The 23,146-nt window shown below is 55.8% G+C and carries 28 protein-coding genes and 1 pseudogene; 14 read left to right on the plus strand and 15 right to left on the minus strand.

Going from position 1 to position 23,146, the window contains the following annotated elements:
- The first annotated feature begins 49 nt into the window (after positions 1-49).
- The 5 genes from dapC to ACT3T7_RS04705 all read left to right on the plus strand — a co-directional run bounded on the left by dapC (position 50) and on the right by ACT3T7_RS04705 (position 4,313).
- A complete protein-coding gene (dapC, locus tag ACT3T7_RS04685; protein WP_444630220.1) occupies positions 50-1,246 on the plus strand; it encodes a succinyldiaminopimelate transaminase in 1,197 nt (398 codons plus the stop codon).
- A gap of 39 nt (positions 1,247-1,285) precedes the next feature.
- On the plus strand, positions 1,286-1,633 hold the full coding sequence (locus ACT3T7_RS04690) for a Spx/MgsR family RNA polymerase-binding regulatory protein (RefSeq protein WP_087110012.1): 348 nt from the start codon (positions 1,286-1,288) through the stop codon (positions 1,631-1,633).
- 109 nt (positions 1,634-1,742) lie between these two features.
- Positions 1,743-2,768, plus strand: coding sequence for a 2,3,4,5-tetrahydropyridine-2,6-dicarboxylate N-succinyltransferase (dapD, locus tag ACT3T7_RS04695; protein WP_172118502.1), 1,026 nt, complete (start codon positions 1,743-1,745; stop codon positions 2,766-2,768).
- A complete protein-coding gene (gene dapE, locus ACT3T7_RS04700; RefSeq protein WP_444630221.1) occupies positions 2,755-3,927 on the plus strand; it encodes a succinyl-diaminopimelate desuccinylase in 1,173 nt (390 codons plus the stop codon). Before dapD ends, dapE begins: the two co-directional genes overlap by 14 nt.
- Positions 3,924-4,313: a hypothetical protein gene (locus tag ACT3T7_RS04705; RefSeq protein WP_087110018.1), complete on the plus strand. Its 390-nt coding sequence runs from the start codon at positions 3,924-3,926 to the stop codon at positions 4,311-4,313. Before dapE ends, ACT3T7_RS04705 begins: the two co-directional genes overlap by 4 nt.
- Before the next feature lie 132 nt (positions 4,314-4,445).
- Here the strand turns inward: ACT3T7_RS04705 and ACT3T7_RS04710 are convergent, their stop codons facing one another.
- Positions 4,446-5,000: a cold-shock protein gene (locus ACT3T7_RS04710; RefSeq protein WP_216658099.1), complete on the minus strand. Its 555-nt coding sequence runs from the start codon at positions 4,998-5,000 to the stop codon at positions 4,446-4,448.
- 110 nt (positions 5,001-5,110) lie between these two features.
- Here ACT3T7_RS04710 and ACT3T7_RS04715 point away from each other — a divergent pair, with 110 nt between their 5' ends.
- The gene (locus tag ACT3T7_RS04715) at positions 5,111-5,359 is read left to right on the plus strand and encodes a SlyX family protein (RefSeq protein ID WP_172118504.1); all 249 of its coding nucleotides are present in this window, start codon (positions 5,111-5,113) and stop codon (positions 5,357-5,359) included.
- 67 nt (positions 5,360-5,426) lie between these two features.
- On the opposite strand, the pseudogene ald reads toward ACT3T7_RS04715, so the two are convergent.
- The 7 genes and pseudogenes from ald to radC all read right to left on the minus strand — a co-directional run bounded on the left by ald (position 5,427) and on the right by radC (position 10,809).
- A pseudogene (gene ald / locus ACT3T7_RS04720) lies at positions 5,427-6,546 on the minus strand (alanine dehydrogenase).
- 164 nt (positions 6,547-6,710) lie between these two features.
- Positions 6,711-7,145 carry an acyl-CoA thioesterase gene (locus tag ACT3T7_RS04725; RefSeq protein ID WP_444630222.1) on the minus strand — a complete coding sequence of 145 codons (435 nt, stop codon included), beginning with the start codon at positions 7,143-7,145 and terminating at the stop codon, positions 6,711-6,713.
- Positions 7,146-7,211: 66 nt separating this feature from the next.
- Positions 7,212-8,402 (minus strand): class I SAM-dependent rRNA methyltransferase, encoded by a 1,191-nt coding sequence (locus ACT3T7_RS04730; RefSeq protein ID WP_172118506.1) that lies wholly within the window; start codon positions 8,400-8,402, stop codon positions 7,212-7,214.
- A gap of 49 nt (positions 8,403-8,451) precedes the next feature.
- Positions 8,452-9,279: a bifunctional DNA-formamidopyrimidine glycosylase/DNA-(apurinic or apyrimidinic site) lyase gene (mutM, locus tag ACT3T7_RS04735; RefSeq protein WP_172118507.1), complete on the minus strand. Its 828-nt coding sequence runs from the start codon at positions 9,277-9,279 to the stop codon at positions 8,452-8,454.
- A 180-nt stretch (positions 9,280-9,459) separates the two neighbouring features.
- Positions 9,460-9,615, minus strand: a complete 156-nt coding sequence (gene rpmG / locus ACT3T7_RS04740) for a 50S ribosomal protein L33 (RefSeq protein WP_009098622.1) — start codon at positions 9,613-9,615, stop codon at positions 9,460-9,462.
- A gap of 26 nt (positions 9,616-9,641) precedes the next feature.
- Entirely contained in the window at positions 9,642-9,878 is a 237-nt protein-coding gene (rpmB, locus tag ACT3T7_RS04745; RefSeq protein ID WP_172118508.1) for a 50S ribosomal protein L28, read from the minus strand.
- A gap of 256 nt (positions 9,879-10,134) precedes the next feature.
- Positions 10,135-10,809 (minus strand): RadC family protein, encoded by a 675-nt coding sequence (radC, locus tag ACT3T7_RS04750; protein WP_172118509.1) that lies wholly within the window; start codon positions 10,807-10,809, stop codon positions 10,135-10,137.
- Between the two features lie 141 nt (positions 10,810-10,950).
- Between radC and coaBC the strand changes: the two genes are divergently transcribed.
- From coaBC to ACT3T7_RS04780, 6 genes are all read left to right on the plus strand, one after another.
- Positions 10,951-12,201, plus strand: coding sequence for a bifunctional phosphopantothenoylcysteine decarboxylase/phosphopantothenate--cysteine ligase CoaBC (coaBC, locus tag ACT3T7_RS04755; RefSeq protein ID WP_444630223.1), 1,251 nt, complete (start codon positions 10,951-10,953; stop codon positions 12,199-12,201).
- Positions 12,202-12,274: 73 nt separating this feature from the next.
- Positions 12,275-12,733, plus strand: a complete 459-nt coding sequence (gene dut, locus ACT3T7_RS04760; RefSeq protein ID WP_172118511.1) for a dUTP diphosphatase — start codon at positions 12,275-12,277, stop codon at positions 12,731-12,733.
- Positions 12,734-12,805: 72 nt separating this feature from the next.
- Positions 12,806-14,191 (plus strand): phosphomannomutase/phosphoglucomutase, encoded by a 1,386-nt coding sequence (locus tag ACT3T7_RS04765; protein WP_172118512.1) that lies wholly within the window; start codon positions 12,806-12,808, stop codon positions 14,189-14,191.
- Between the two features lie 89 nt (positions 14,192-14,280).
- Entirely contained in the window at positions 14,281-15,180 is a 900-nt protein-coding gene (gene argB / locus ACT3T7_RS04770) for an acetylglutamate kinase (RefSeq protein WP_172118513.1), read from the plus strand.
- Positions 15,181-15,201: 21 nt separating this feature from the next.
- Positions 15,202-15,810, plus strand: a complete 609-nt coding sequence (slmA, locus tag ACT3T7_RS04775; protein ID WP_087110043.1) for a nucleoid occlusion factor SlmA — start codon at positions 15,202-15,204, stop codon at positions 15,808-15,810.
- 77 nt (positions 15,811-15,887) lie between these two features.
- Entirely contained in the window at positions 15,888-16,187 is a 300-nt protein-coding gene (locus ACT3T7_RS04780) for a hypothetical protein (RefSeq protein WP_441677845.1), read from the plus strand.
- 94 nt (positions 16,188-16,281) lie between these two features.
- On the opposite strand, the gene rpoH is transcribed toward ACT3T7_RS04780, so the two are convergent.
- The 4 genes from rpoH to ftsY form a co-directional block, all read right to left on the minus strand.
- Entirely contained in the window at positions 16,282-17,148 is an 867-nt protein-coding gene (gene rpoH, locus ACT3T7_RS04785; protein ID WP_087110047.1) for an RNA polymerase sigma factor RpoH, read from the minus strand.
- Between the two features lie 233 nt (positions 17,149-17,381).
- Positions 17,382-18,428: a permease-like cell division protein FtsX gene (gene ftsX, locus ACT3T7_RS04790; RefSeq protein ID WP_192527204.1), complete on the minus strand. Its 1,047-nt coding sequence runs from the start codon at positions 18,426-18,428 to the stop codon at positions 17,382-17,384.
- Positions 18,425-19,093, minus strand: a complete 669-nt coding sequence (gene ftsE / locus ACT3T7_RS04795; RefSeq protein WP_087110053.1) for a cell division ATP-binding protein FtsE — start codon at positions 19,091-19,093, stop codon at positions 18,425-18,427. Before ftsE ends, ftsX begins: the two co-directional genes overlap by 4 nt.
- Positions 19,090-20,577, minus strand: coding sequence for a signal recognition particle-docking protein FtsY (ftsY, locus tag ACT3T7_RS04800; RefSeq protein ID WP_444630224.1), 1,488 nt, complete (start codon positions 20,575-20,577; stop codon positions 19,090-19,092). Before ftsY ends, ftsE begins: the two co-directional genes overlap by 4 nt.
- A gap of 90 nt (positions 20,578-20,667) precedes the next feature.
- Between ftsY and rsmD the strand changes: the two genes are divergently transcribed.
- Positions 20,668-21,276, plus strand: a complete 609-nt coding sequence (gene rsmD / locus ACT3T7_RS04805) for a 16S rRNA (guanine(966)-N(2))-methyltransferase RsmD (protein WP_172118517.1) — start codon at positions 20,668-20,670, stop codon at positions 21,274-21,276.
- 93 nt (positions 21,277-21,369) lie between these two features.
- On the plus strand, positions 21,370-21,552 hold the full coding sequence (gene zapB / locus ACT3T7_RS04810; protein ID WP_172118518.1) for a cell division protein ZapB: 183 nt from the start codon (positions 21,370-21,372) through the stop codon (positions 21,550-21,552).
- Here zapB and rimI read toward each other — a convergent pair.
- From rimI to ACT3T7_RS04825, 3 genes are read right to left on the minus strand one after another with little or no spacing between them, the layout of a single operon-like run.
- Positions 21,545-21,991 (minus strand): ribosomal protein S18-alanine N-acetyltransferase, encoded by a 447-nt coding sequence (gene rimI / locus ACT3T7_RS04815; protein WP_172118519.1) that lies wholly within the window; start codon positions 21,989-21,991, stop codon positions 21,545-21,547. The genes zapB and rimI overlap by 8 nt on opposite strands.
- Positions 21,981-22,820: a hypothetical protein gene (locus tag ACT3T7_RS04820; protein WP_444630225.1), complete on the minus strand. Its 840-nt coding sequence runs from the start codon at positions 22,818-22,820 to the stop codon at positions 21,981-21,983. The genes rimI and ACT3T7_RS04820 overlap by 11 nt, the downstream gene beginning before the upstream one ends.
- Complete coding sequence (locus ACT3T7_RS04825) at positions 22,817-23,125, minus strand: BolA family protein (RefSeq protein WP_172118521.1); 309 nt, start codon at positions 23,123-23,125, stop codon at positions 22,817-22,819. The genes ACT3T7_RS04820 and ACT3T7_RS04825 overlap by 4 nt, the downstream gene beginning before the upstream one ends.
- Between the last annotated feature and the right edge of the window lie 21 nt (positions 23,126-23,146).

The raw sequence follows: 23,146 nt of genomic DNA on the forward strand, positions 1-23,146 counted from the left end.
ATACGCCTGCAGGGCATGCTCTCAATAGAACGCTCTCAACGGATACGCCATGAATTCTGATCTCGCCGCCCTACACCCTTATCCGTTTGAGAAACTGGCCGGCCTCAAAGCTGACCTTACGCCGCCTGCCCATTTGGCGCATATTCCCTTAACCATTGGCGAACCGCAGCACGCGCCCTACCCAGCAGCGCTTGATGCGCTGGTAAAGCATCAGCTTGATATGGCGCGTTACCCGGCCACCAACGGCCTGCCAAGCTTGCGTGAAGCACTCGCTGAGTGGGCGACCAAGCGCTTTAAGCTTGTGGGTCTTGATGCCGAGCGTCAGGTACTGCCGGTTAATGGCACGCGTGAAGCCATTTTTGCGTTTGTACAGGCCGCACTGGATCGTACTCGGCCAGCCAGGGTGATAGTGCCCAACCCGTTTTACCAGATTTATGAAGGTGCGACGCTGTTGGCTGGCGGTCAACCGGTGTATTTAAACGGCACGGCCGAGAACGGCTTTCGGCCAGATTTTACCAGTGTCAGCCCCGATATCTGGCGTGATGTGCAAATCGTATTTATCTGCTCACCGGGCAACCCGACCGGCGCGGTTACGTCAATGGATGAGTTTAAACAGCTGATTGCGCTGGCCGACGAGCACGATTTCATCATTGCTTCTGATGAGTGCTATTCCGAGCTTTATCTGGATGAAAACGCACCACCGCCGGGGCTATTACAGGCTTGCGCTGAGCTGGGTCGTAACGATTACCGGCGCTGCGTCGTCTTCCACTCGCTCTCCAAGCGCTCCAATCTGCCGGGCTTGCGCTCTGGCTTTGTGGCGGGCGATGCGGACATTCTTACGCCGTTCAAACGCTACCGTACCTATCATGGCTGCGCCATGTCGCTGCCGGTTCAACATGCTTCAATAGCAGCCTGGCAGGATGAAGCGCACGTACGCGCCAATCGCGATGCGTACCGTGAAAAATTCAGCGCCGTGGTGGAGGTACTGGCCCCGGTGATGGACTTCCCAACGCCAGAGGCAAGCTTTTACCTGTGGCCCGCAGTACCAGGGGGGGATGACATTGGCTTCACCCAGCGGCTTTACACCGAGCAACACGTGAGCGTGCTGCCCGGCAGCTTGATGGGCCGCCCTGATGCTCAGGGCATTAACCCAGGCACGGGGCGGCTGCGCCTAGCCCTGGTGGCGGAGCTTGCGCCCACCCTGGAAGCAGCGCAGCGTATCCGCCAGCTTATTGAGCGCGGTTAATTCACCTTTTACGGCACCAACAGCTCGAAAGGAGATACCATGTTTACACTCTATGTCATTGATACCTGTGATACGTGTCGTAAGGCGCGCAAAGCGCTGGAAGCGAACGGCGTGCCTTTTAAAACCCATGATTTGCGTAAAGATGGTCTTTCGGCGAGCCTGCTTGAGCATCTTTTAGAGCGGGCACCGCTGTTGGAAGTCGTCAATAAGCGCAGCAAGACATGGCGCGACCTTCCCCAGGAAGACAAAGACAGCCTGGATGCCAACTCTGCGCGCCAACTGTTGCTCCAACACCCAACACTGCTTAAACGACCACTGCTGGATACCGGCAGTGACGCCTTAAAAGTAGGCTATCGCGACGGCGATTACGATAAAATCAGTGGCTGATCCAACGCCACTATTTTGCTTATTTTTGAATCAACACTTTGTTATACCGACGCTTTTACGTTAGCTAATGACCCGGTTAACAACGTTATCAACAACAGGATGAACTTTTATGCTGAGCTTTGCGCTTGGAATTGGCACGCAAAACACTCAAGGCGATTGGCTGGAAATTTACTACCCGGCACCGCTCTTTAGCCCGCAGGAAAGCCTGATAAATGCGGCCAAACAAGCGCTTGATGCGCCGCAGGGCAATGTCGCCGTTAGCTTTTTGCCAGAAGACTGCACCCGCTTAGCCAAGGCGCTTGAGGCAGCCGGGCATCCTGAACAGGCTGAGCTTGCTGAGGCGCTGGCCACCAGCCAGCGCCCATTAGTGGCCATGTTCCTGGAAACGGATCAGGCTCCGCAAACGGCGCCAGAGGTCTATCTTAAGCTGCACCTGCTATCGCATCGCCTGGTCAAGCCGCATGGTCTTGATCTGACCGGCATGTTTGGCCTGCTGCGCAATATTGCCTGGACCAACGAAGGCGCCATCGATATCGAAGAGCTGCCAGCGCGTCGCCTGAAAGCCCGCCTCGCCGGTCGTGCGCTGTCTGTCGACTGTGTCGATAAATTCCCCAAAATGACCGATTACGTTGTGCCGGCCGGTGTACGCATTGCCGACACGGCTCGGGTACGCCTGGGCGCTCATTTGGGTGAAGGCACCACGGTAATGCATGAAGGTTTTGTTAACTTCAATGCCGGCACCGAAGGCCCCGGCATGATTGAAGGCCGTATTTCAGCGGGCGTGATGGTCGGCAAAGGGTCTGACCTGGGCGGTGGTTGCTCCACCATGGGCACGCTGTCAGGCGGTGGCAATATTGTTATCAAGGTGGGCGAAGGCTGCTTGATCGGTGCCAATGCCGGTATCGGCATTCCGCTGGGCGACCGCTGCACGGTGGAGTCCGGTTTGTATATCACCGCAGGCACCAAAGTGGCCTTGCTGGACGACCAGGGCAACGAAGTGAAAACCCTAGCGGCGCGTGAACTGGCGGGCCAAAACGACCTGCTGCTACGCCGCAACTCTAAAAATGGCCGCGTCGAGTGCCTGACCAATAAAAGCGCCATCGCGCTAAATGAGGCGCTGCATGCCCATAACTGAGCCTGACACGCTGTCGCCCACGCTACAGCTTGCCTTTGAGCTGCTCAGCCGCCCGTCAGTGACGCCGGATGATGAAGGCTGCCAGGACGTAATGATCGAGCGCTTAACGGCGCTCGGTTTTCATATTGAGCGTATGCCGTTTGGCGATGTACAGAACTTCTGGGCAGTGCGGGGCCACCACGGCCCGGTGATTGCCCTTGCGGGTCATACCGATGTCGTGCCCAGCGGGCCACCAAACGGCTGGGAATTCCCGCCGTTTGCTCCCTGTATTGACGATCACGGCATGCTTTGTGCCCGTGGCGCCGCCGATATGAAGGGCAGCCTGGCCGCTATGCTAACCGCCGTGGAGCGTTTCGTGGCTCGCTACCCCGACCACGATGGGCGTATTGCGTTTTTAATCACCTCCGATGAGGAAGGCCCTGCGGTGGATGGCACTCGCGCCGTGGTCGAGCAGCTGCGCGAACGCAATGAGCGGCTTGATTACTGTATCGTCGGTGAACCCTCCTCTACCGAGCACCTTGGCGACGTGATCAAGAATGGCCGCCGCGGTTCGCTGGGCGGAGTTTTACGTATTCAGGGGATTCAGGGGCACGTGGCCTACCCTCACCTGGCGCGTAACCCCATTCATCAGGCGATGCCCGCGCTGGATGCGCTCGTCAATGAGCACTGGGATGAGGGCAATGATTTTTTCCCGGCCACCAGCTTTCAGATTTCCAACCTGCGAGCGGGCACTGGGGCGACTAACGTCATCCCCGGCGAAGTAGAAGTAGTATTCAACTTCCGCTTCTCGACAGAAGTGACGCATGAGCAGCTTAAGGCGCGTACAGAAGCGATTCTTGACCAGTACGGCCTGGCGTATCAGTTGGACTGGACACTGAACGGCGAGCCATTCCTAACCGCAGAAGGCGAGCTTGTTAATGCAGCCGTACGCGGTGTTGAAGCCGTGGCCGGCAAGCGCCCGGCGCTATCCACCAGCGGCGGTACTTCTGATGGGCGTTTTATTGCCACATTGGGTGCTCAAGTGGTGGAGCTTGGCCCGCTTAACGACACTATCCACAAAGTGAATGAGCGCGTACGCGCTAGCGACCTGGATGATTTGAGCCGCATCTATGAGGCAACGCTTCAGGCCCTACTCACGCTTGATGAGGTCAACGTATGATGGAGCGCTACCCGGACATTGAAGTGTATGTCGCCAGCATTTCACTGGAAGCGCTTAACGCATGGCTTGCCAGTGCGCTTGCTGCACCGCCATTAAGCCCTGCCGGCAAAGGCAAGTGGAAAACCCATGGCCAACACCAGGGGAAAGAGGTGCCCATACTACTGGTCGAAAAAGCAGCTGACCGCTTTGCAAGCTTATGGTTTGACAGTAGCCATACGCCCTGGATGACCGACCAGGAGTGCGCGCAACACGCCGCAGAGGCGCTGCAAACGGAAGTGCGCTGCTCGCTTGGCGGCTGGCACCCAGGCGATGACCCTGACCGCTTCTGGCAGGTGCTACCCGGCGGAAAAGAAGGCGCTATTGAGTGGCCCGACTCAGGCCGCTAACGCTGCCTGAAAGAAGACGGCATAAAGACGGTTTTTTGAAGACTGTTTTTTTGAAGACTGTTCTTGAAATGCAATCGACCCCGCCGGGGCGGGGTCGATTATGTTCACATTGATACTACGCTTGTGGACATGCTACTCAATAATGCTCACATCATCGGCCTGTAAACCACGGTCATTCTTGATGACGTGGTAACGCACAATTTGGCCTTCTGCCAGCATACGCGGGCCGCGACCCCGAATAGCACGAAAGTGAACAAACACATCTTCGCCATTATCACGAGTAATAAAGCCATAGCCTTTATTGGTGTTAAACCACTTTACTTCACCCTCTTCCCGACCGTCGTTGGGGTCGATGACGTCTTCCTCTTCATCGTCCCGTTCGTCGGCAGGCTGGGGCTGACGCGGCGCAGCTTTAACACGCGTGTCGCCTGAGCTTTCTACTTTCGGTTTAACGACTAGCGGAGGAGCCAGAGCAGCCGACGCTAACGTACCTATAAATAAAACGATGAAGCTGCCCAAGGCAACGGCAATGTAAACACCACTGATACCGCTAATGGCTAACTCTGCCTGCCATAAATCGGCCAGAGGCGCGTTGGTTAAATGAACAATCCCCGCCAGCAAAAGCGGCGTGGGGGCGGCTAGTAATACACTGATTAAGAAACAGCGAAACACAACTTTTGGATTCATAGATGATAAAAGCTCTCTTGTTGTATGGGTAACGAACGAAAGACAATACCCGAACCATCAGGCCCATTCCTAACAGTACCGGACATATTACACAAGGTTGCCATGTTACCATGACACAAGACTTTTCTCCTGCTGAGCTAAATCAACTTTTCGAAAATCTTGAAAGCCGCCTGGCTTACCAGGAACACTGGCTGGACACGCTTGACCAAGCGGTCGCCCAACAGGAAAAGCGGCTTGCCAAGCTAGAACAGCTTAGCGCATTAATGCGTGAACGACTGCGTGAACAGCATCAAGCGTTCCAGACGGGCGACCATCAGGGGGAAAGCCGCCCTGAAGACGAGGTGCCGCCTCATTACTAACGATGACAAACATTAAAAACCCACTGTCGCGCCCTGCGGGTTAGCGCACCTGATCGGTAGTTCGTACTTATCGTGCTGCCACGCTTGCTGGGGCGATACACGCCAAACCAAAGGCATCGGCAACGGCCTGGTAGGTCACCTGCCCTGCATGCACATTAAGCCCTGGCAGAAAGTGAGGATCGTCGTGTAGCGCCTGCTGCCAGCCTTTATCGGCCAGCGCCAGCACGAAGGGCAGCGTGGCATTGGTGAGGCCGAGGGTTGACGTGCGTGACACGCCGCCCGTCATATTGGCCACACAGTAATGAACAATGCCCTCCACGATATACGTGGGCTCGGCGTGAGTGGTGGGCTTACTGGTTTCAAAGCAGCCACCCTGATCAATCGCTACATCCACCAGCACGCTACCTGGCTTCATATCGCTCAGCATAGCGTGGGTAATCAACTTGGGCGCCGCCGCACCAGGTATTAACACGGCGCCAATAATCATATCAGACTCGCGCACAGCGTTATCCAGCGCATCGGCGGTGGAATAAACCGTTTTGATACGCCCCTGGTAGCGGCTATCCAGAACGTCTAGCCGCGCCAGTGAGTTATCCAGAATAGTGACATCCGCGCCCAGCAGTGGCGCCATTCTCGCGGCGTTTTCACCTACGACGCCGCCGCCTATTACGGTGACGGTTGCCGGTGCAACCCCCGGCACGCCGGGCAACAGAACGCCAGCGCCCCCCCTGGGCTTTTTCCAGACCATGCGCCCCTGCTTGAACGGCCATACGCCCGGCCACAGTACTCATTGGCGCAAGCAGCGGCAGCCCACCATAGGCATCTGTAATCGTTTCATAAGCGATACAGGTAGCCCCGCTCTCCATCAAGCCCCGCGTCAGGGCTTCTTCCGCTGCAAGGTGCAGATAGGTAAACAGCGTATGCCGGGAAGTGAGGCGCGCAACCTCTTCCACCTGCGGCTCTTTTACTTTAAGAATCAGCTCAGCATTCTTCCACAAGGCGTCGACATCACTTTCGATCTGCGCACCCGCAGCCTCATAGTCGCTATCGCTAAAACCAGCGCCCTCTCCTGCGCCTGCCTGCACACTAACGGTGTGACCACGCTGGGCAAGCTCACGCACGCCGGTGGGTGTTAGGGCGACACGATATTCATGGTTTTTGATCTCTTTGGGGACGGCAATCTGCATAGCGATCTCTCTTTTTGTGCGTAAGATTAAACAACGGTCTTAGCATTACAGCACAGCTCAAGCGACCCACCACTTCCTTAAGCACAAAACAAAAAAACGCCGGTTAAGGCGTTTTACAGGAGTAAAAATCCAGCGTTTGAAGGTTTTATACCGAAAATTTAACGTCACTCTGTTATTAAGGCCCCGCCGTAGACTCTCTGGTACTCCTCTGGCAGGCGCTTGGGGCGCCCGCTTGAAAGCGCAATACACGCAAACCGGGTGCGCGCCTGGAAGAGCATTTTGGCATCTCGCACCCGCTTAAGCTCGAAACGCCGGGTAAGGCTAAAGCGCCCATCACAGGCGACGACCCACGTCGCTAATTGAAGCTCATCACCCGCAAAGGCAGGAGCAAGATAGTCCAGCTCATGGCGATGTATGGCCAGGGCGCGGTCCAGTTCGCGGTAGCGCTCGATGGAAAGCCCCAAGGCTTCGGAGTGGGCCCAGCTAACCTGCTCAACCCAGCGCAGGTATTCGCTGTTATTCACGTGCTGATAATCATCTATCGCCGCTTCGCTAACATGAATATCGATCACAAAGGGATCGGGTAACGCCCACTCCATTGCTCTGCTCCTTGCGCCACTATCGTGCTAATCCAGCTTGCCCACCCCGCCTAATGACTCAATGGGTTAATCGCGAAATACGCGCACGCCCAGCGCTTTAAGATAAGCGGTTTCTGGAATGGCCGGGTGAATGGGGTGGTCTGGCCCTTGATGGCCCTGGAAGATCACCTGCCCATGGCGATCCTGATGACGTACCGCGCCTCGCACGACATCTACCAAGCGATCTTCCCCCAGGTGCATGGAGCACGACGCTGAAAGCAACAGGCCATCGCGGCCCAGCAAACGCATCGCTTCGCGATTTAAGCGCGCATAGGCCCGCTCGCCATTAGGAATATCCTTACGCTTCTTGATAAACGCCGGCGGATCCAGAACCACCACGTCGAACTGTTCGCCGTCGGCTTTCAGTGCTGCCAAAGCTTCAAAGGCATCGCCTTCGCCAATGGCGACCTGCTCTTGTACACCGTTAAGCTCAGCATTTCGCGCCACTTGCTCAAGCGCGGGGCCTGAAGCATCGATACACAGCACCTCAGAGGCGCCATTGGCCGCCGCCTGGACACCCCAGCCACCCACATAGCTAAAGACATCCAGCACGCGCTTGCCAGCCACCTGGCGGTTCAGCCAAGCGCGGTTCTCGCGGTGATCAAAGAACCAACCGGTTTTCTGACCGTTCAGCACCGGCACGGCAAAGCGTGTGCCGTTCTCTTCAATCAATACTTCGTCGGGCAGCGTGCCTTTCACTACGTCGACGTGAGCTTCCAGCCCTTCCTGACGACGCCCGCCGGTATCGTTACGGAACACGATGACGTCAGGTTTAACCACTTTCTCAAGCGCATCGACAATCTCATCGGCCAGCGCCTGCATGCCGGCGGTATTTAGCTGAACAACCAATACATCGCCAAAACGGTCAATCACCAGGCCTGGCAGCAGGTCACCCTCACCGTGAATCAGGCGGTAAAAAGGCTTGGCATATAAACGCTGACGCAGTGACAGCGCTTGATTGAAACGGTGTACAAACAGCGAACGGTCCAGACGCATATCCGGATCACGGGACATCACGCGGCCCGCAATCAGCGAGTGCGGATTGATATACGCCACGCCCAGGACTTTACCGTTAGAGGCCTCGACCAACGCGGTTTCGCCAGCAGTGAAATTCTTAAGCGGCGTTTCTTTAATATCCACTTCGTTGGAGTAGATCCACAGATGGCCTGCTTTTAAGCGGCGATCGGCGTTTTTATTTAAGCGCAGGCGTTGAGTCACAACAGTCTCCAAAAGCGTAGACAACAGATAACAAAAGGGTAATCAGCTATCAATGCTGACAGCCAGGGCAAAACACACTGGCGCGCTGGCCAAGCGTAATACGCCGAAGCTCCCTACCGCAGCGTAAGCAGGGTTGCCCCTGGCGCCCATAAACATTTAACCGCTGAGCAAAATAACCAGGCTCACCCTGGCCGCTCACAAAATCGCGCAGCGTGGTACCACCTTGAGTGATAGCCGCCGCCAATACTTCTTTCACAGCCGCCGCCAACTGCTCATAGCGGGCAAGAGAAATACGCCCGGCTGCACGACGTGGGTCAATACCGGCCATGAACAGCGCTTCAGTGGCGTAAATATTCCCCGCGCCCACCACGACCCGGTTATCCATTAAAAAGGGTTTTACCGCCACGCGCTTGTTACGCGAAAGCGCATATAGCCACTGGCCATTAAAGGCCTCATCAAACGGCTCAGGCCCAAGGTGGACAAGGCGCCGGTCTGCCGTCCCATCGCCTAACTGCCAATCCACAAAACCAAAGCGACGTGGGTCATGATAGCGCAACACATAGCCGTCTGCGGTGACCACATCGACATGATCATGCTTTTTGGGGATATCCCCCACTTGGGCAATGCGCAAACTGCCCGACATTCCCAGGTGCCACAGCAACGTTGCATCGTTTGGCGACTGCTTTACAGGGATTTGCAGGTATTTGGCACGCCGAGTCAGGGTGCCAATACGCGCACCGACCAAACGCTCAGCCAAATCGTCAGGCACCGGAACACGCAAGCGCGGCTGACGTACACGCACCTCGGTAATTTCCTGGCCTTCCAAATAGGGAGCAATACCACGCTTGGTAGTTTCGACTTCGGGCAGTTCGGGCATGAAGAGAACCTGATTAACGATAGGGGTATCGACAGGATAGGCACTTACAAGGCAGACAATGCGAAGCCACTATTAAGTCGCCTGCATCTGCAAACCCCATGTATGCAAAAACCCGGCACGGGCCGGGTTTTTCAACAGGCGCTCGCCTGCAGTGGAAGCCGATCATCATCGCTTACGCGATTACTTGATCTTGGCTTCCTTGTAGATAACGTGCTTACGGACAACCGGGTCGTATTTCTTGAATTCGAACTTATCCGGCGTGTTCCGCTTGTTCTTATCAGTGGTGTAGAAGTGGCCTGTACCGGCACTGGACACCAGCTTGATCTTATCGCGCATGGTTTTACTCTCCCAAAAATGCTGTCTTAGATGGCGTCGCCGCGCTTACGGATATCAGCCAGAACCGTCTCGATACCTTTCTTGTCGATGATGCGCATGCCCTTGGAGGAAACGCGCAGCTTGACGAAGCGGTTTTCGGCTTCAACCCAAAAACGATGGGAGTGCAGGTTCGGCAAGAAACGACGACGTGTCTTACGCTGGGAGTGTGAAACGTTATTACCAGTTACCGGACGCTTGCCGGTAACCTGACATACTTTGGACATGAGAGCCTCCAACCGCTTGGCCAGGATATAAGCCTGAGTGTTCAAAACTGTCGGGCAAACCGGAAGAGAGGGAGTCGACGCCGTTAACCGTCTAGCTGTACCCAAATCCGTTATTCAACCCAAGTTTAAAGGTGGCACTTTATACCAGAGCACCGGACCACCGGCAAGCAAAACCGTCTAAAAAGGCGTAAAAAAGCCACTTTTTAGGTATTTTACCTAGACAGCAGACATTAAATGCCTGCCCTCTATCTACTGCCTATAGCCAGCCGCGCTCAGCAAAAGAGACCACGTCTCCATCTCCCACCACGAAATGATCCAAGACACGTACGTCAAAGAGGCCAAGGGCCTCTTTTAAGCGTTCGGTGATACGACGGTCAGCATCGCTTGGCTCAGCCACACCGGAGGGGTGATTGTGGGCCAGGATAACGGCGCCAGCGCTAAGTTCTAATGCGCGCTTGGCAACTTCGCGGGGGTAAACGGAGGCGCTGTCTAGGGTACCGCGAAACAGGGATTCATAGCGAATAATTCGGTGCTGTGTGTCTAAAAAAATTACCGCGAACTCCTCATGCCCCAAATGGCGCAGTTGAGAGCTCAGGTAATGACGCACCAGTTCAGGCGATGTCAGCGCGTTGCCACGTGCCAATTGGCTGGCTAAATGGCGCTTTGAAATTTCAAGCGTGGCCTGCAGTTGGGCAAACTTGGCACTCCCCAGACCGTGCGCCGCGCAAAAGCTTGCCTGGTCCGCTTCCAGCAGCGGACGCAGGCCACCAAATGCGGTGAGCAGATCACGCGCCAAATCAACCGCCGAACGCCCCTGCACGCCCACGCGCAAGAAAATCGCCAGCAACTCTGCATCAGAAAGCGTCTGCGCGCCCATGGTTAATAGCTTTTCTCGCGGCCGCTCACCCTCCGGCCAATGATTTATCCCCATCCCCCTACCTCCTCACCCCAAAGACATGTACGCAAAAAGCTCAGTAAACCTGGCTTACGCATTATTTGTAGCAACATGCCAAATTAGCAAGACGAATGGTATGGTAAGCCTCTTTAAGAACGCGCATATGGGCCCTTTACCATGGTTTCTGCCTCTGTTACTCCAACGACGCTCTCAACGCTTGCAGGTAAACGCATTCTGTTGGGCATTAGTGCAGGCATAGCGGCTTACAAAAGCGCGCTGATCGTGCGGCTGCTTAAACAAGCCGGTTGTGAAGTGCGTGTGGTAATGACCAGTGGTGCTCAGGCGTTTATTACGCCACTGACACTGCAGGCGTTATCCGGCGAGCCGGTGCGCACGTCTCTGCTTGACCCGGAAGCGGAAGCCGGGATGGGGCATATTGAGCTCGCCCGCTGGGCGGATATTATCCTGATCGCTCCCGCAACGGCGGACCTGATGGCGCGACTGGTCCACGGCATGGCGGATGATTTACTCACCACGCTGTGCCTGGCCAGTGAAGCCCCCAGGCTGATCGCCCCGGCCATGAACCAGGCCATGTGGCGCCACCCGGCGACGCAACGCAATGTAGCGCAACTGCACGCTGATGGCTGGCAACTTATCGGCCCCGCGGCGGGCGACCAGGCATGTGGCGATGTAGGTCCAGGGCGTATGAGCGAGCCTGATGCTATCTTTGAGGTTGTTGCACGCCTCTTTTCAGGTGCCCCCCAGGCAGGCAACGCCCCTCATGTAGTCATCACTGCAGGCCCTACCCGTGAAGCGCTTGATCCCGTGCGTTACCTATCCAATCACAGCTCAGGTAAAATGGGCTACGCCTTGGCGGCGGCGGCGGTAGCGCAGGGCGCTACGGTTACTCTGATTAGCGGGCCTGTGGCTCTACCAACGCCCAACGGCGTTACGCGTATTGACGTTGAATCGGCCGAGCAAATGCATCAAGAAGCCATGCACCGGGCGCCTGAGGCGGCGTTATTTATTGGCTGCGCGGCAGTGGCTGATTACCGTTCGGCATCGCCTGCCGAGCACAAGCTTAAAAAGCAGGAAGATAGCGATACGTTCACGCTTACACTGATCAAAAATCCTGACATCATTGCCGATGTGGCCGCGCTGCCTACCGAACAACGCCCCTTGGTCGTAGGGTTTGCCGCAGAGACACAGCAACTGGAGCATTACGCCCACGATAAGCTTAACCGCAAGGGGCTTGATATGATTGTCGCCAATGACGTCTCTCAAGCGGGCCTGGGCTTTGGCAGCAATGAGAATGCCGCGCTGCTGCTCTGGCGCACAGCGCAAGGCACCGAGCAGCGTTTGGAATCCCCTCAGCCAAAAACTCAGCTTGCGCAGGTCATTGTTCGTCAAGCGCTAGCGCTGCTCTAGCCCTTAGCACCTGTTTTTAAAGCTGTTTTCAATATCCTTTTTACTATCGTTTTTTTAAATGTTGGAGTTCTACATGACCACCCGTCCCCGCCTGCAGTGCAAAGTGCTTGATGAGCGCTTACACGACCACATGCCGCACTACGCCACTGATGGCGCTGCGGGCATGGACCTGCGGGCGCTGCTCGACGAACCGCTAACGCTCAATCCTGGCGAATGCCAACTCGTACGAACGGGTCTTGCCATCTATATTGAAGACCCAAGCCTTGCTGGCATGATTCTTCCCCGCTCGGGCCTGGGCCATAAACACGGCATTGTATTGGGCAATCTGGTAGGTCTAATCGATTCAGACTACCAGGGTGAGCTGATGATTTCGGTGTGGAACCGTGGCCAAAGCGCTTTTACACTGTCGCCCTTTGAGCGGCTAGCCCAGTATGTTCTCGTGCCGGTGGTGCAAGCAGAGCTCTCTATTGTTGATGCCTTTACCGACTCCACCCGAGGCGGCGGCGGATTTGGCAGCACTGGCCGTCATTAATACGGGGCGGCATTAATACTGTCCGTCATTAACAAGGCTCGGGCGAACGTTACGCACTGACAGGAGTAGCCAATGGATGTACCTGCTTCGATTTTTCGTGCCTATGATATCCGTGGCATTGTCGATAACACGCTGAGCGAATCCACCGCAGAGTGGATTGGCCGTGCGATTGGTTCAGAAGCGGCCGCCCGGGGTGAGCAGTGTGTCATCGTTGCCAGAGACGGTCGTTTATCCGGCGAGCGCCTGCAAGCCGCCCTGATTCGAGGCTTAACAGCCGCTGGGCGCGACGTTATTGATATCGGCATGGTGCCCACGCCTGTCCTCTACTTTGCCACCCACGTGATGCCTGAGAGCTGCTCAGGCGTCATGGTGACCGGCAGCCATAACCCGCCCGACTACAATGGCTTCAAAATTGTCCTGGCAGGTGAAACATTATCAGGCGACGCTATTGCCGCGCTGTATGACCGCATTCACACCCATGATCTCACCAGCGGCCAAGGCAGCGTTCATCAATACGACATCCGGCACGCGTACCTTACCCGTATTTTGGAAGATGTTAGCGTCAAGCGTCCTATCAAAGCCGTTGTAGACTGCGGTAACGGCGTCGCCGGTGAGCTAGGACCCGAGCTAATCAAGCAGTTGGGGGTTGAAACAACGGTCTTGTTTGGTGAGATTGACGGCCATTTTCCTAACCACCACCCTGACCCCGGCAAGCCTGAAAACCTGCAAGACCTGATCAAGAGTGTTCAGACAACCGGCGCGGATATCGGGCTTGCCTTTGACGGTGATGGCGACCGAGTTGCCGTTGTTACACCGCGCGGCCGCATCATCTACTCTGACCACCTCCTGATGGCCTTTGCGACCGACATGCTTTCGCGTAACCCAAGCGCCAGGGTGGTCTATGATATTAAATGTACGGGTAACCTTGCCCGAGTCATTAGCGAAGCGGGCGGCGAGCCAGAAATGTGGCGTACCGGCCATTCGCTGATTAAAGCGCGCATGAAGGCAACCAACGCTCTGCTGGGCGGGGAAATGAGCGGCCATATTTTCTTCAAAGAGCGCTGGTATGGTTTTGATGACGGCCTTTATTCCGCCGCGCGCCTGCTGGAAATTCTGGCGCTTTATAACGAAGATGCAGACGCCTTTTTTGACCGCTTTCCTCAAGATCCAAGCACGCCAGAAATTAATATAATCGTTAGTGATGACGAAAAATTTGGCCTGATCGAGGCACTTGCCCGTGAAGGTGACTTCGGCGAAGGTATTAAAACCACGTTGGATGGCATTCGCGTTGATTACCCCGATGGCTGGGGCTTATGTCGCGCATCCAACACGACACCTGCCTTGGTGATGCGCTTTGAAGGGAAAAATGCCGTGGCACTAATGCGTATACGGGAATGTTTTGTCAACGCGTTAGCTCGTGTGGCACCGGCACTCAAAATTCCCGAGATGCCAGCTTAACCGCGCACTCGTGATATGCAGCACGATAACAATATTCATTAGCCACGTATCATCTGGATAAAAGAAAACAGCAAGCAAGGGACAACACGATGAATTCAGCCAGTCGCGACCCGCAGGTCGTTGTGGAGGTGCTTTCCGAAGCACTCCCCTATATTCAGCAGTTCTCCGGCAAAACCGTTGTGGTCAAGTACGGCGGCAATGCGATGACTGAAGACACGCTCATCAACTCTTTCGCACGTGATATCGTGCTAATGAAAGAAGTTGGCATTAATCCCGTAGTGGTTCATGGCGGCGGTCCGCAAATTGGCAGCCTGCTTGAAAAGCTTAATATCGAATCGCGCTTTGTGAACGGGATGCGTGTGACCGATTCCCAGACCATGGACGTGGTTGAAATGGTACTGGGCGGACTGGTGAACAAAAGCATCGTCAACCTGATTAACCAAAGCGGAGGCAAGGCAATAGGCCTAACGGGGAAGGATGGCGCACAAATTCGTGCTCGCCAGCTCAAGGTCGAGCACCAAAGCCCCGAAATGACCGTTCCGGAAATTATCGATATTGGGCATGTGGGAGAAGTCGAGTTCATTTCAACAGACCTGATCGAAATGCTCGCTGCCCGCGACTTCATTCCAGTGATCGCGCCCATCGGCGTTGACGATGAAGGCCATAGCTACAACATTAACGCCGACCTGGTCGCGGGTAAATTAGCCGAGGCGTTAAACGCTGAAAAGCTAATGCTACTGACCAACGTCGCCGGACTCATGGATGCGGAAGGCAAGGTATTAACCGGGCTAAGCACGCTTCAAGTGGATGCCCTGATTGCCGACGGCACCATTTATGGCGGCATGCTGCCCAAAATACGCTGTGCGCTTGATGCCGTTAAAAATGGCGTTAACAGTGCGCATATTATCGACGGCCGTGTTCCCCATGCAGTGTTGTTGGAGATTTTCACCAACGCTGGCGTAGGTACGCTTATTACCGACGCGAGCTAACTGCAACGGAGGGCTAACGTCATGAGTGACGACCGTAAACCTCGCCGTCGCGAGCAGATTCTTCAAGCACTCGCGTTAATGCTGGAAGAAGATAGTGGAAAGCGTATTACCACGGCCGCCCTTGCACGCCAGGTCGGCGTTTCCGAGGCGGCACTGTACCGCCACTTTCCCAGCAAAGCGCGAATGTTTGAGGGCTTAATCGACTTTATTGAAGAGAGCATTTTTGCGCGCATTACGCGTATTTTAGAAGAGGTGCCCGACGCCATCCCCCGCTGCGGCACTATCCTGGCGCTACTACTGGGCTTTGCCGAAAAGAACCCAGGACTTGCCCGAGTGATGGGCGGCGATGTATTGACCGGCGAAACAGCCCGCCTGCGCCAGCGCGTTCATCAGCTATTTGAGCGTTTGGAACTACAACTCAAGCAGATTATTCGTGAGGCCGAACTGCGCGAAGGACGCCGCGCCAGCATTCCAGCTTCAGCGGCCGCTAACCTGCTCGCCGCCCAGGCGGAAGGACGCATTTCTCAATACGTGCGCAGCGACTTTAAACGCCTGCCCACTGAGTACTGGGAAGATCAGTGGACGCTTCTATCAAGGCAGTTACTGCTCGAAGCGCCACAACCCGCCTAAGAGTATCAAGTTGGTCAACAGGGACGTTGGCTCATTCTTTGTTAACATGCTCTCTCCCCTGCCACAGGAAGGCACTTTTGAATATTACCCACCTTGAGCACACGATTATCGCGCTGATCTTTCAAGGCTTGCTATGGCCGTTTGTTGGCCGCTGGGTGGCGGGCTCTTTGGTGGCGGCCATCTTTTTAGGCCGTGAGGTAGCCCAGCATGAATATGTGGGTGGCGGGCCCAATGAGGTGTGGTACCTCTATGGTTTATTCAACCACTGGACGTTGGACTCGTTTTTGGACGTTGCAGCGCCCGCAGCAGCCTGCTGCTTTATCGCGTTAATACTGCCTGGCGGCGGGCTGTGGAAATATGTCAGAGCACGGCGTTAAAAAACCACTTCATACGCATAAAACAGCCATAAAAAAACCGGCGCTCTAATTGATAGAGGCCGGTTTTTGGCTATGAACAGCTAACTACGTAGACTTACGCCGCGATAGCATCGCCCATCTTTTGGCGCAGCTTTTTCATCGCGTTTTTCTCGAGCTGGCGAATACGTTCAGCGCTAACGCCGTACACATCGGCCAAATCATGCAGGGTCGCTTTATTATCGGTCAGCCAGCGGCGCTGCAAAATGTCCCGCGAACGCTCATCCAGACCTTTTAAAGCAAGCTGCAGACGGCGCGTTGAGTCTTCCTCAAAATCACTGTCTTCAAGCTTGGTCGCCGGGTCAGCAGAGGCGTCATCCAAAAAGTAAGCGGGCGCCTGATACGTGCTCTCTTCGTCATCGCTCGGTGAAGCATCATAGCCTGCATCATAAGCGGAAAGGCGGCCTTCCATATCCCGCACGACTTCCGGCTTAACGTCGAGGTCTTTAGCGATGGCATCTACTTCATCGTTGTTCAACCAGGCAAGGCGCTTCTTGGCGCTGCGCAGGTTAAAGAACAGCTTACGCTGAGCTTTCGTCGTGGCGATTTTAACAATCCGCCAGTTACGCAGTACAAATTCGTGTATCTCAGCCTTGATCCAATGAACCGCAAACGATACCAGGCGTACCCCCTGGTTAGGATCAAAACGCTTTACGGCTTTCATCAAGCCGACGTTACCTTCCTGAATCAGGTCTGCCTGGGGCAACCCATAGCCTGAATAACTGCGAGCAATATGCACAACAAAGCGCAAGTGCGAGAGAACCAAGCGGCGCGCAGCCTCTAAATCAGCTTCATCATAAAGACGAAAAGCAAGTTCGCGCTCTTCCTCAACGCTCAGCACCGAAATGCCGTTAACTGCTCGAATGTAGCCGCCCAAGTCGTGACCTGGAGAAAGCTGTCCCACCGGTAGAAGACTAGTGCTCATGTGCAGGTGGTCTCCCTTATCATCTATCGTGATTGGCATACGTAGTTGTAATGACGTCGTTGTATTTACGTCCGTACGCCTCAATTAACCATTAAGACCTTGCCTAAGCGGCAAAGTTCACTTGTTTCTGCTGCCTGTTTTGCCGAAATGTGCCATCGGCTTAAGCCAGATTGCGTCGGCGCTAGCCAGAGTAATAAAACATTATTACCGTTCGCAGACAGCGCCACACACGCTTAGCGGGGGCGGATACTGGAAAGATGACGGGTCACTGCCAGCCAAGCGCCCAACCAACCTAATAGTGTACTGCAGGATAGCAAAATTGTAGAGCCTGTGATATCCAGCTGCGGCAACGAGAAGCTTGCACCATAGCTAGCCGCTAACGCGGCGACCGGCAGCGACAGCCAGTGATTCCCCAAGCCCAGCAAACCCAGCGACAATATACCGCCCCCAAGACCATACCACGCCCCGCTGTATAAAAACGGGCGACGTACAAAAGCGTGCGTGGCACCAATCAGCATGACCACCTCGATTTCGCGGCGTCGGCTTTCAACGGCCAAGCGAATCGTATTACCGACCACCAAGAGCACCCCTAATCCAAACAGCAGACCTAGCGCTAACGCAACGCGTCGGCCAAGTGCGGCCAAATGGCGTAAGCGCTCCACCCAGGCCAAATCTACCCGAACCTCATCAACGCCTGTCAGCGATGCTAACGTAACAGACAGTTGCTCCATGGATGCCAGCTCCACGCTTTGTGGACGCACCACGATGCTCGCGGGAAGCGGATTAGCATCCAGCCCCGCCAGCGCATCATCCAGCCCCAGCGACTCTTGAAACTCGACCATGCCCTGCTCGGCACTGATCAAGCGCGTCTCTAGCACCGCCTGCTCAGCGCTTACCGCCTCATCAATCCGCGCCGCTTGAGCCGGGTCAACGGTGGTTTCTAAATACACCGTGAGGGTCGCGCTCTCATCCAGCTCGGCATCCAGCAATCGAGCACTATCCAGCGTCAGCCATAGCGCAGCCGGAAGCACGAGGGCAATGGCAATCGCGAGCATTGTCAGCAGGCTGCCGACGGGGTGGCGCAACAGCCGATAAAAGCTGTCCCAACTCATCGCCCGGTGGTGGCGCCCCCAAGCACGTAAACGGCTTGAAAAACGCGTTTGCTGCGAATTGGCTCCGCGCCGTTTGGGAGGTGGGGCTTCCTGACGCTGGGTAGATACTTTGCGCCCCGCTTTCGGTGCAGCGCCTTTTGCGCGACGCGGTGTTGCCGATGGTTTCATACTGCGCCCTCATCAGCCACTAAGCGCCCATCACGCAAGCGCAAAATACGGTGGCGCAAGCGAGCAATCAGCGCGAGGTCGTGACTTGCGATCATTACCGTGGTGCCGATGCGATTGAAGTCCTCAAAAAGCGCCATGATATCGGCGGAAAGCTGGGGGTCCAGGTTACCGGTTGGCTCATCGGCCAGGAGAAGCGCGGGCTTATTAACCACCGCTCGGGCAATGCCGACACGCTGCTGCTCACCACCGGAAAGCTCAACGGGCAGGGCCTTCTCACGGTGTAAAAGCCCCACTTTATCGAGCGCGGCGCGCACGCGGCGCGCCGACTCCCGTGGCTCAATGCCTTGAATATCCAGCGGCAGCGAGACGTTATGAAACACGCTTCTATCAAACAGCAGTTGGTGATCCTGAAACACCACCCCAATCTGGCGCCGATAAAAAGGCACCTGGCTTGCATGAAGCTGGGCAATATCGTGCCCCGCCACGATCACACGCCCACGGCTAGGCTTTTCAAGTCGCATAATCAGGCGCAGCAAAGAGCTTTTACCCGCGCCCGAGTGGCCGGTCAAAAACACCATTTCACCGCGGGCCACACGAAAGTCCAGATGCGCCAGGGCTTCAAAGCGCCCTCCATAGCGCTTGCCGACATGCTCAAAAGCGATCATGCGCTGGCATCGTCCTCTTGGCGGTCAAACAGTGCGCTAACGAAGTCGTCTGCCTCGAAGGGACGTAAATCGTCCAGCCCTTCGCCTACGCCGATAAAGCGAATGGGCGTCTCAAGCTGTTTGGCCAAGGCAAAAATAATTCCCCCTTTGGCCGTACCGTCCAGCTTGGTTAGCGTAATCCCCGTGATGGGCACGGCTTCGTGGAATGTGCTCGCCTGCGCAATCGCGTTTTGCCCCGTACCTGCATCCAGCACCAGCATCACTTCATGCGGCGCTGTGCTATCCAGCTTTTGCATCACACGATGGACCTTCTTTAACTCTTCCATCAGATGGCTTTTATTGTGCAAGCGACCTGCCGTATCGGCAATAAGGATATCCACGCCGCGCGCTTTGGCGGCGGCGACTGCATCATAAATGACCGAAGCGCTATCGGCGCCAGTATGCTGAGCGATGACCGGTACGCTATTGCGCTCCCCCCACACCTTAAGCTGCTCAACCGCCGCCGCCCGGAAGGTATCCCCTGCGGCCAGCATGACGCTTTTTCCCTCGCGCTGAAAACGCTGAGTCAGCTTGCCGATCGTCGTGGTTTTACCCACGCCGTTCACCCCTACTACCAAAATCACAAAGGGGCCGTCCGTTTGCTTACTCAAATCAAGCGGCGTTGCCACCTGCCCAAGCATGGCAGCCAGCTCTTCCTGAAGCGCACGATAAAGCGCCTCAGGGTTATTCAACTCTTTACGCGAGACGCGTGCTTCAAGGCGTCCAATAATCTCGCTGGTCGCTTCAATCCCCACATCCGCCATCAGCAGCTGGGTTTCCAGATCCTCTAAAAGCTCATCATCAATCTGCTTTTTTCCCAAAAACAGATCGGCGATGCCGTCGGTTAAGTTAGCGCGCGTTTTGCCCAGGCCTGACTTAATTCGCGCAAACCAGCCCTTCTTCTCACCACTTGTGGCCACCGGCTTTTCTTGAAGTGCAGGCTTCTGTTCGGGCTGGACCTTCGGCTGAACGTCAAGCTCAGCCGATTCCGGGTCGACTTCAGGCTCAGGAACCGGGCTAATATCGGGCTCACGCGCTGGCTTAATTTCGGGTTCCGGCGATTCCGGCTTCTCCTCGGGAGGCGCAGGTGCGGGCTCAACCTCCGGCTCAGACGGCTCTGGCTTAACGTCAGGAGGCGCTGGCGCGGGCTCAACCTCAGGCTCAGGCGGTTCTGGCTTAACTTCAGGAGGCGCAGGCTCAACCTCAGGCTCAGACGGCTCTGGCTTAACCTCAGGAGGCGCTGGCGCAGGCTCGACCTCAGGCTCAGGCGGCTCTGGCTTAACCTCGGGCTCAGGCTCTTTCACCGGCGCGCCATTTTCAACGTCGGCTAGCGGTTCCTGCGGCGGCTCGTCAAGCTGCGCATCATCATTGAGTTCCTGCGGGCGTTGCTCTTGCGGCTCCTGTTGGGAGTCGTGCTTTTTCTTACGTTTGAAAAAACCAAACATGGGAGTCATCCGACTTAAAAGGTGAACATTGTGACCATCCTACCACCGCCAACCAAGACTTTGGATAAGTAGCCCGCTACAATCCCCGATATGACACGACAACGCTCCTCTCGCCCATCCGCTTCCAAAGGCACGCCCACTCGGCAGCCTGGCAAGCTTCGTATTATCGGTGGTGATTTTCGCCGCCGCCAGCTACCTGTGCTTGACCGGCCCGGCTTACGGCCAACGCCAGACAGAGTACGTGAGACGCTGTTTAACTGGCTGGGGCAGCAGCTCTATGGCCAACATGTGCTGGACCTGTTCGCGGGCACCGGCGCACTGGGTATTGAAGCGCTTTCGCGCGGTGCCGCTCACGTTGACTTTATCGAACGTGACAACAGTGTAGCCGCCTATATTACCCAAAACCTGGCCACGCTTGGCGCAACCCGAGGCCAAGTCACTGCATGCGATGCAAACACGTTCTTGAGCCAGCCGCCTAGCCCTTATCACCTGGTATTTCTTGACCCACCCTTTCACCAGGGGCTTGCTACACGTTGCTGTAACGCACTGGAGACTCTTGGCTGGCTCGCGCCCGACGCCATGATTTACCTGGAAACCGAACGCTCATTAGACCCAACGCCTCCTGCTAACTGGCAGCTACACCGCGAAACCCAAGCGGGTGAAAGTACTGCCCGGCTTTATCAACGTCAAACCCCGTAAACAGCGCTTGCCGATGACGCCTACGGGCGTTACGCTCGCTTGATTCAACCTGTTGGCACGCCTGTTGTTTGTTTTCATAACCTGGAGGTTTACATGAGCCTGGAACTGTTCAATCAGCTTGAGCAAAAAGTCACCGATACGGTGGAAGCGTTGGAAATGATGAAGCTGGAAAATGAAGAGCTACGCGACGAAAACACCAAACTCAAGCAAGAGCGCGAAGAGTGGGAACGCCGTTTGAACAGCTTACTCAGCAAGTTTGAAGGGATCGCTAACTAAGCGTACGCGACATTAGCAGTGCGTCTTCACGCCCGGCGGCACCCTGTACTGCCGGGTAGTAGCCTTTACGCTGCCCATCCACCTTAAAATCAAAACGTTGATAAAGGCTAATCGCAGCCTTGTTGCTCGCCCGCACTTCCAGCAGTACACGCTCACTTTGCCACTCAGCCGCTTTTAACATCACTGCCTGCATTAACCCATACCCCAGCCCTAAATGGCGGTGAGCAGGGTCTACACCAATGGCTTGAAGCTCAGCATCAAAGGGTAAGCGCGCTACCAGCGCATAGCCTACCAGGGCATTTTCTTGAAAACAGCCCACTACGCAGGCATCCGTATCGGTTAATGCCGCATTAAGCTGGCGCTCACTCGCTCCACTTTGGGCCTGCGCTTCAAGAGTGACTAAGCGTAGGCCGTCGCTTGCCTGAAGCTCAGCGATCATTTTCGGGGTCGTTGAGTGTTTTCCACTGCTGTCCTAATGCGTGCAGCTGGGGCCAAAGGTCACGCTTGGCAGCGCCATTTTTAGCAAGATGTTCAAGCGCGACGCCCTGCCATATCGGCAGTTCCAGCGTATCGCTACGCGCTTGCTGAATATTCAAAACGCTAAGGATATCAGCAGCGCTATCGTCTTCGGGTTGCTCCCCCCACCAGAGTACGCGCTCAAGCGCCCAGCCCTGCCGACTCGCACAGCCTGACATAAACGCAGAGAGCCCTTCTCTGGCTTCTTCAAGAGGGTCTTCTGCAAAGGTATTGGCCATTAACGGCCACTTAAACAGCGTGACGCTGGACAACGCATCCGGCGCGATACCAACGGCCTGCCAAATGTTGGCAAGCAGGCGCTGCGCCTGGGGCGTTATCTCGCCAGGGTGCAAGCTCAACCATCGCTGTCCTATACACACGCAGGAAAGCGAAAATTGCAGCGGTTTAGCTGATACCGCAGGCATCGAGCCAGGTACGGCTTCAACGGGTACTGATTCAACGGGCATTGGTTCAGCAGGCGGCTTATCCGCTGGCGCTTGGCCGAGCAAAGCACGCACTGAAGAAGGCGCTGGCGCAGGCGAGTTAACGCTCGGCGCCTTGGGCTCGCTACGCGGGGTTGGCGCGTCGTCAAGCAACGCCTGGAGACGCTCACGCGGGGGCGTTCTTTCCGGCGGCGTCTCATCCCACTCGCAAGCTTCGGTCGGCAGCGCATTGGGCAGTTGATAGCGCGATGCCCAGGCGGTAATGCCCATGGCATCCAGGTAGTGGCGCCGGGTAACCTCTGGCGTCACTGGCCGCCGCCACGACAGTTGGGTGAATCAGGACGCTCGCCCCCTCTCGCCTGCCATTCAACCGGCGTATAAAGATGCAGAGCTAGCGCGTGCACCGGGCCGGAAAGCTCATCGGCCAACAGTGCGTAGATTTTCTGGTGACGCTTCACCGGCATCAGGCCATCGAAAATGTCACTAACCAGCGTTACCTTGAAGTGGGTTTCGGAGTTGGCGGGCACGCTGTGCATGTGGCTTTCGTTCTCCACGCGCACTACTTCAGGCACTAGCGCCGCTAACTTCTGTTCAATCTGTGCTTGCACCGTCATTAATGCTCTCCTCGATATTCA

Origin of the sequence: Halomonas sp. 111 (assembly GCF_052379685.1) — a bacterium.
Lineage (GTDB): Bacteria > Pseudomonadota > Gammaproteobacteria > Pseudomonadales > Halomonadaceae > Vreelandella > Vreelandella citrativorans.

What these genes read in the sequence shown, in the direction of transcription:
- dapC (WP_444630220.1), top strand. Translation starts at nt 50, where the DNA reads ATGAATTCTGATCTCGCCGCCCTACACCCTTATCCGTTTGAGAAACTG.
- ACT3T7_RS04690 (WP_087110012.1), top strand. Translation starts at nt 1,286, where the DNA reads ATGTTTACACTCTATGTCATTGATACCTGTGATACGTGTCGTAAGGCG.
- dapD (WP_172118502.1), top strand. Translation starts at nt 1,743, where the DNA reads ATGCTGAGCTTTGCGCTTGGAATTGGCACGCAAAACACTCAAGGCGAT.
- dapE (WP_444630221.1), top strand. Translation starts at nt 2,755, where the DNA reads ATGCCCATAACTGAGCCTGACACGCTGTCGCCCACGCTACAGCTTGCC.
- ACT3T7_RS04705 (WP_087110018.1), top strand. Translation starts at nt 3,924, where the DNA reads ATGATGGAGCGCTACCCGGACATTGAAGTGTATGTCGCCAGCATTTCA.
- ACT3T7_RS04710 (WP_216658099.1), bottom strand. Translation starts at nt 5,000, where the DNA reads ATGAATCCAAAAGTTGTGTTTCGCTGTTTCTTAATCAGTGTATTACTA.
- ACT3T7_RS04715 (WP_172118504.1), top strand. Translation starts at nt 5,111, where the DNA reads ATGACACAAGACTTTTCTCCTGCTGAGCTAAATCAACTTTTCGAAAAT.
- ACT3T7_RS04725 (WP_444630222.1), bottom strand. Translation starts at nt 7,145, where the DNA reads ATGGAGTGGGCGTTACCCGATCCCTTTGTGATCGATATTCATGTTAGC.
- mutM (WP_172118507.1), bottom strand. Translation starts at nt 9,279, where the DNA reads ATGCCCGAACTGCCCGAAGTCGAAACTACCAAGCGTGGTATTGCTCCC.
- rpmG (WP_009098622.1), bottom strand. Translation starts at nt 9,615, where the DNA reads ATGCGCGATAAGATCAAGCTGGTGTCCAGTGCCGGTACAGGCCACTTC.
- rpmB (WP_172118508.1), bottom strand. Translation starts at nt 9,878, where the DNA reads ATGTCCAAAGTATGTCAGGTTACCGGCAAGCGTCCGGTAACTGGTAAT.
- radC (WP_172118509.1), bottom strand. Translation starts at nt 10,809, where the DNA reads ATGGGGATAAATCATTGGCCGGAGGGTGAGCGGCCGCGAGAAAAGCTA.
- coaBC (WP_444630223.1), top strand. Translation starts at nt 10,951, where the DNA reads ATGGTTTCTGCCTCTGTTACTCCAACGACGCTCTCAACGCTTGCAGGT.
- dut (WP_172118511.1), top strand. Translation starts at nt 12,275, where the DNA reads ATGACCACCCGTCCCCGCCTGCAGTGCAAAGTGCTTGATGAGCGCTTA.
- ACT3T7_RS04765 (WP_172118512.1), top strand. Translation starts at nt 12,806, where the DNA reads ATGGATGTACCTGCTTCGATTTTTCGTGCCTATGATATCCGTGGCATT.
- argB (WP_172118513.1), top strand. Translation starts at nt 14,281, where the DNA reads ATGAATTCAGCCAGTCGCGACCCGCAGGTCGTTGTGGAGGTGCTTTCC.
- slmA (WP_087110043.1), top strand. Translation starts at nt 15,202, where the DNA reads ATGAGTGACGACCGTAAACCTCGCCGTCGCGAGCAGATTCTTCAAGCA.
- rpoH (WP_087110047.1), bottom strand. Translation starts at nt 17,148, where the DNA reads ATGAGCACTAGTCTTCTACCGGTGGGACAGCTTTCTCCAGGTCACGAC.
- ftsX (WP_192527204.1), bottom strand. Translation starts at nt 18,428, where the DNA reads ATGAAACCATCGGCAACACCGCGTCGCGCAAAAGGCGCTGCACCGAAA.
- ftsE (WP_087110053.1), bottom strand. Translation starts at nt 19,093, where the DNA reads ATGATCGCTTTTGAGCATGTCGGCAAGCGCTATGGAGGGCGCTTTGAA.
- ftsY (WP_444630224.1), bottom strand. Translation starts at nt 20,577, where the DNA reads ATGTTTGGTTTTTTCAAACGTAAGAAAAAGCACGACTCCCAACAGGAG.
- rsmD (WP_172118517.1), top strand. Translation starts at nt 20,668, where the DNA reads ATGACACGACAACGCTCCTCTCGCCCATCCGCTTCCAAAGGCACGCCC.
- zapB (WP_172118518.1), top strand. Translation starts at nt 21,370, where the DNA reads ATGAGCCTGGAACTGTTCAATCAGCTTGAGCAAAAAGTCACCGATACG.
- rimI (WP_172118519.1), bottom strand. Translation starts at nt 21,991, where the DNA reads ATGATCGCTGAGCTTCAGGCAAGCGACGGCCTACGCTTAGTCACTCTT.
- ACT3T7_RS04825 (WP_172118521.1), bottom strand. Translation starts at nt 23,125, where the DNA reads ATGACGGTGCAAGCACAGATTGAACAGAAGTTAGCGGCGCTAGTGCCT.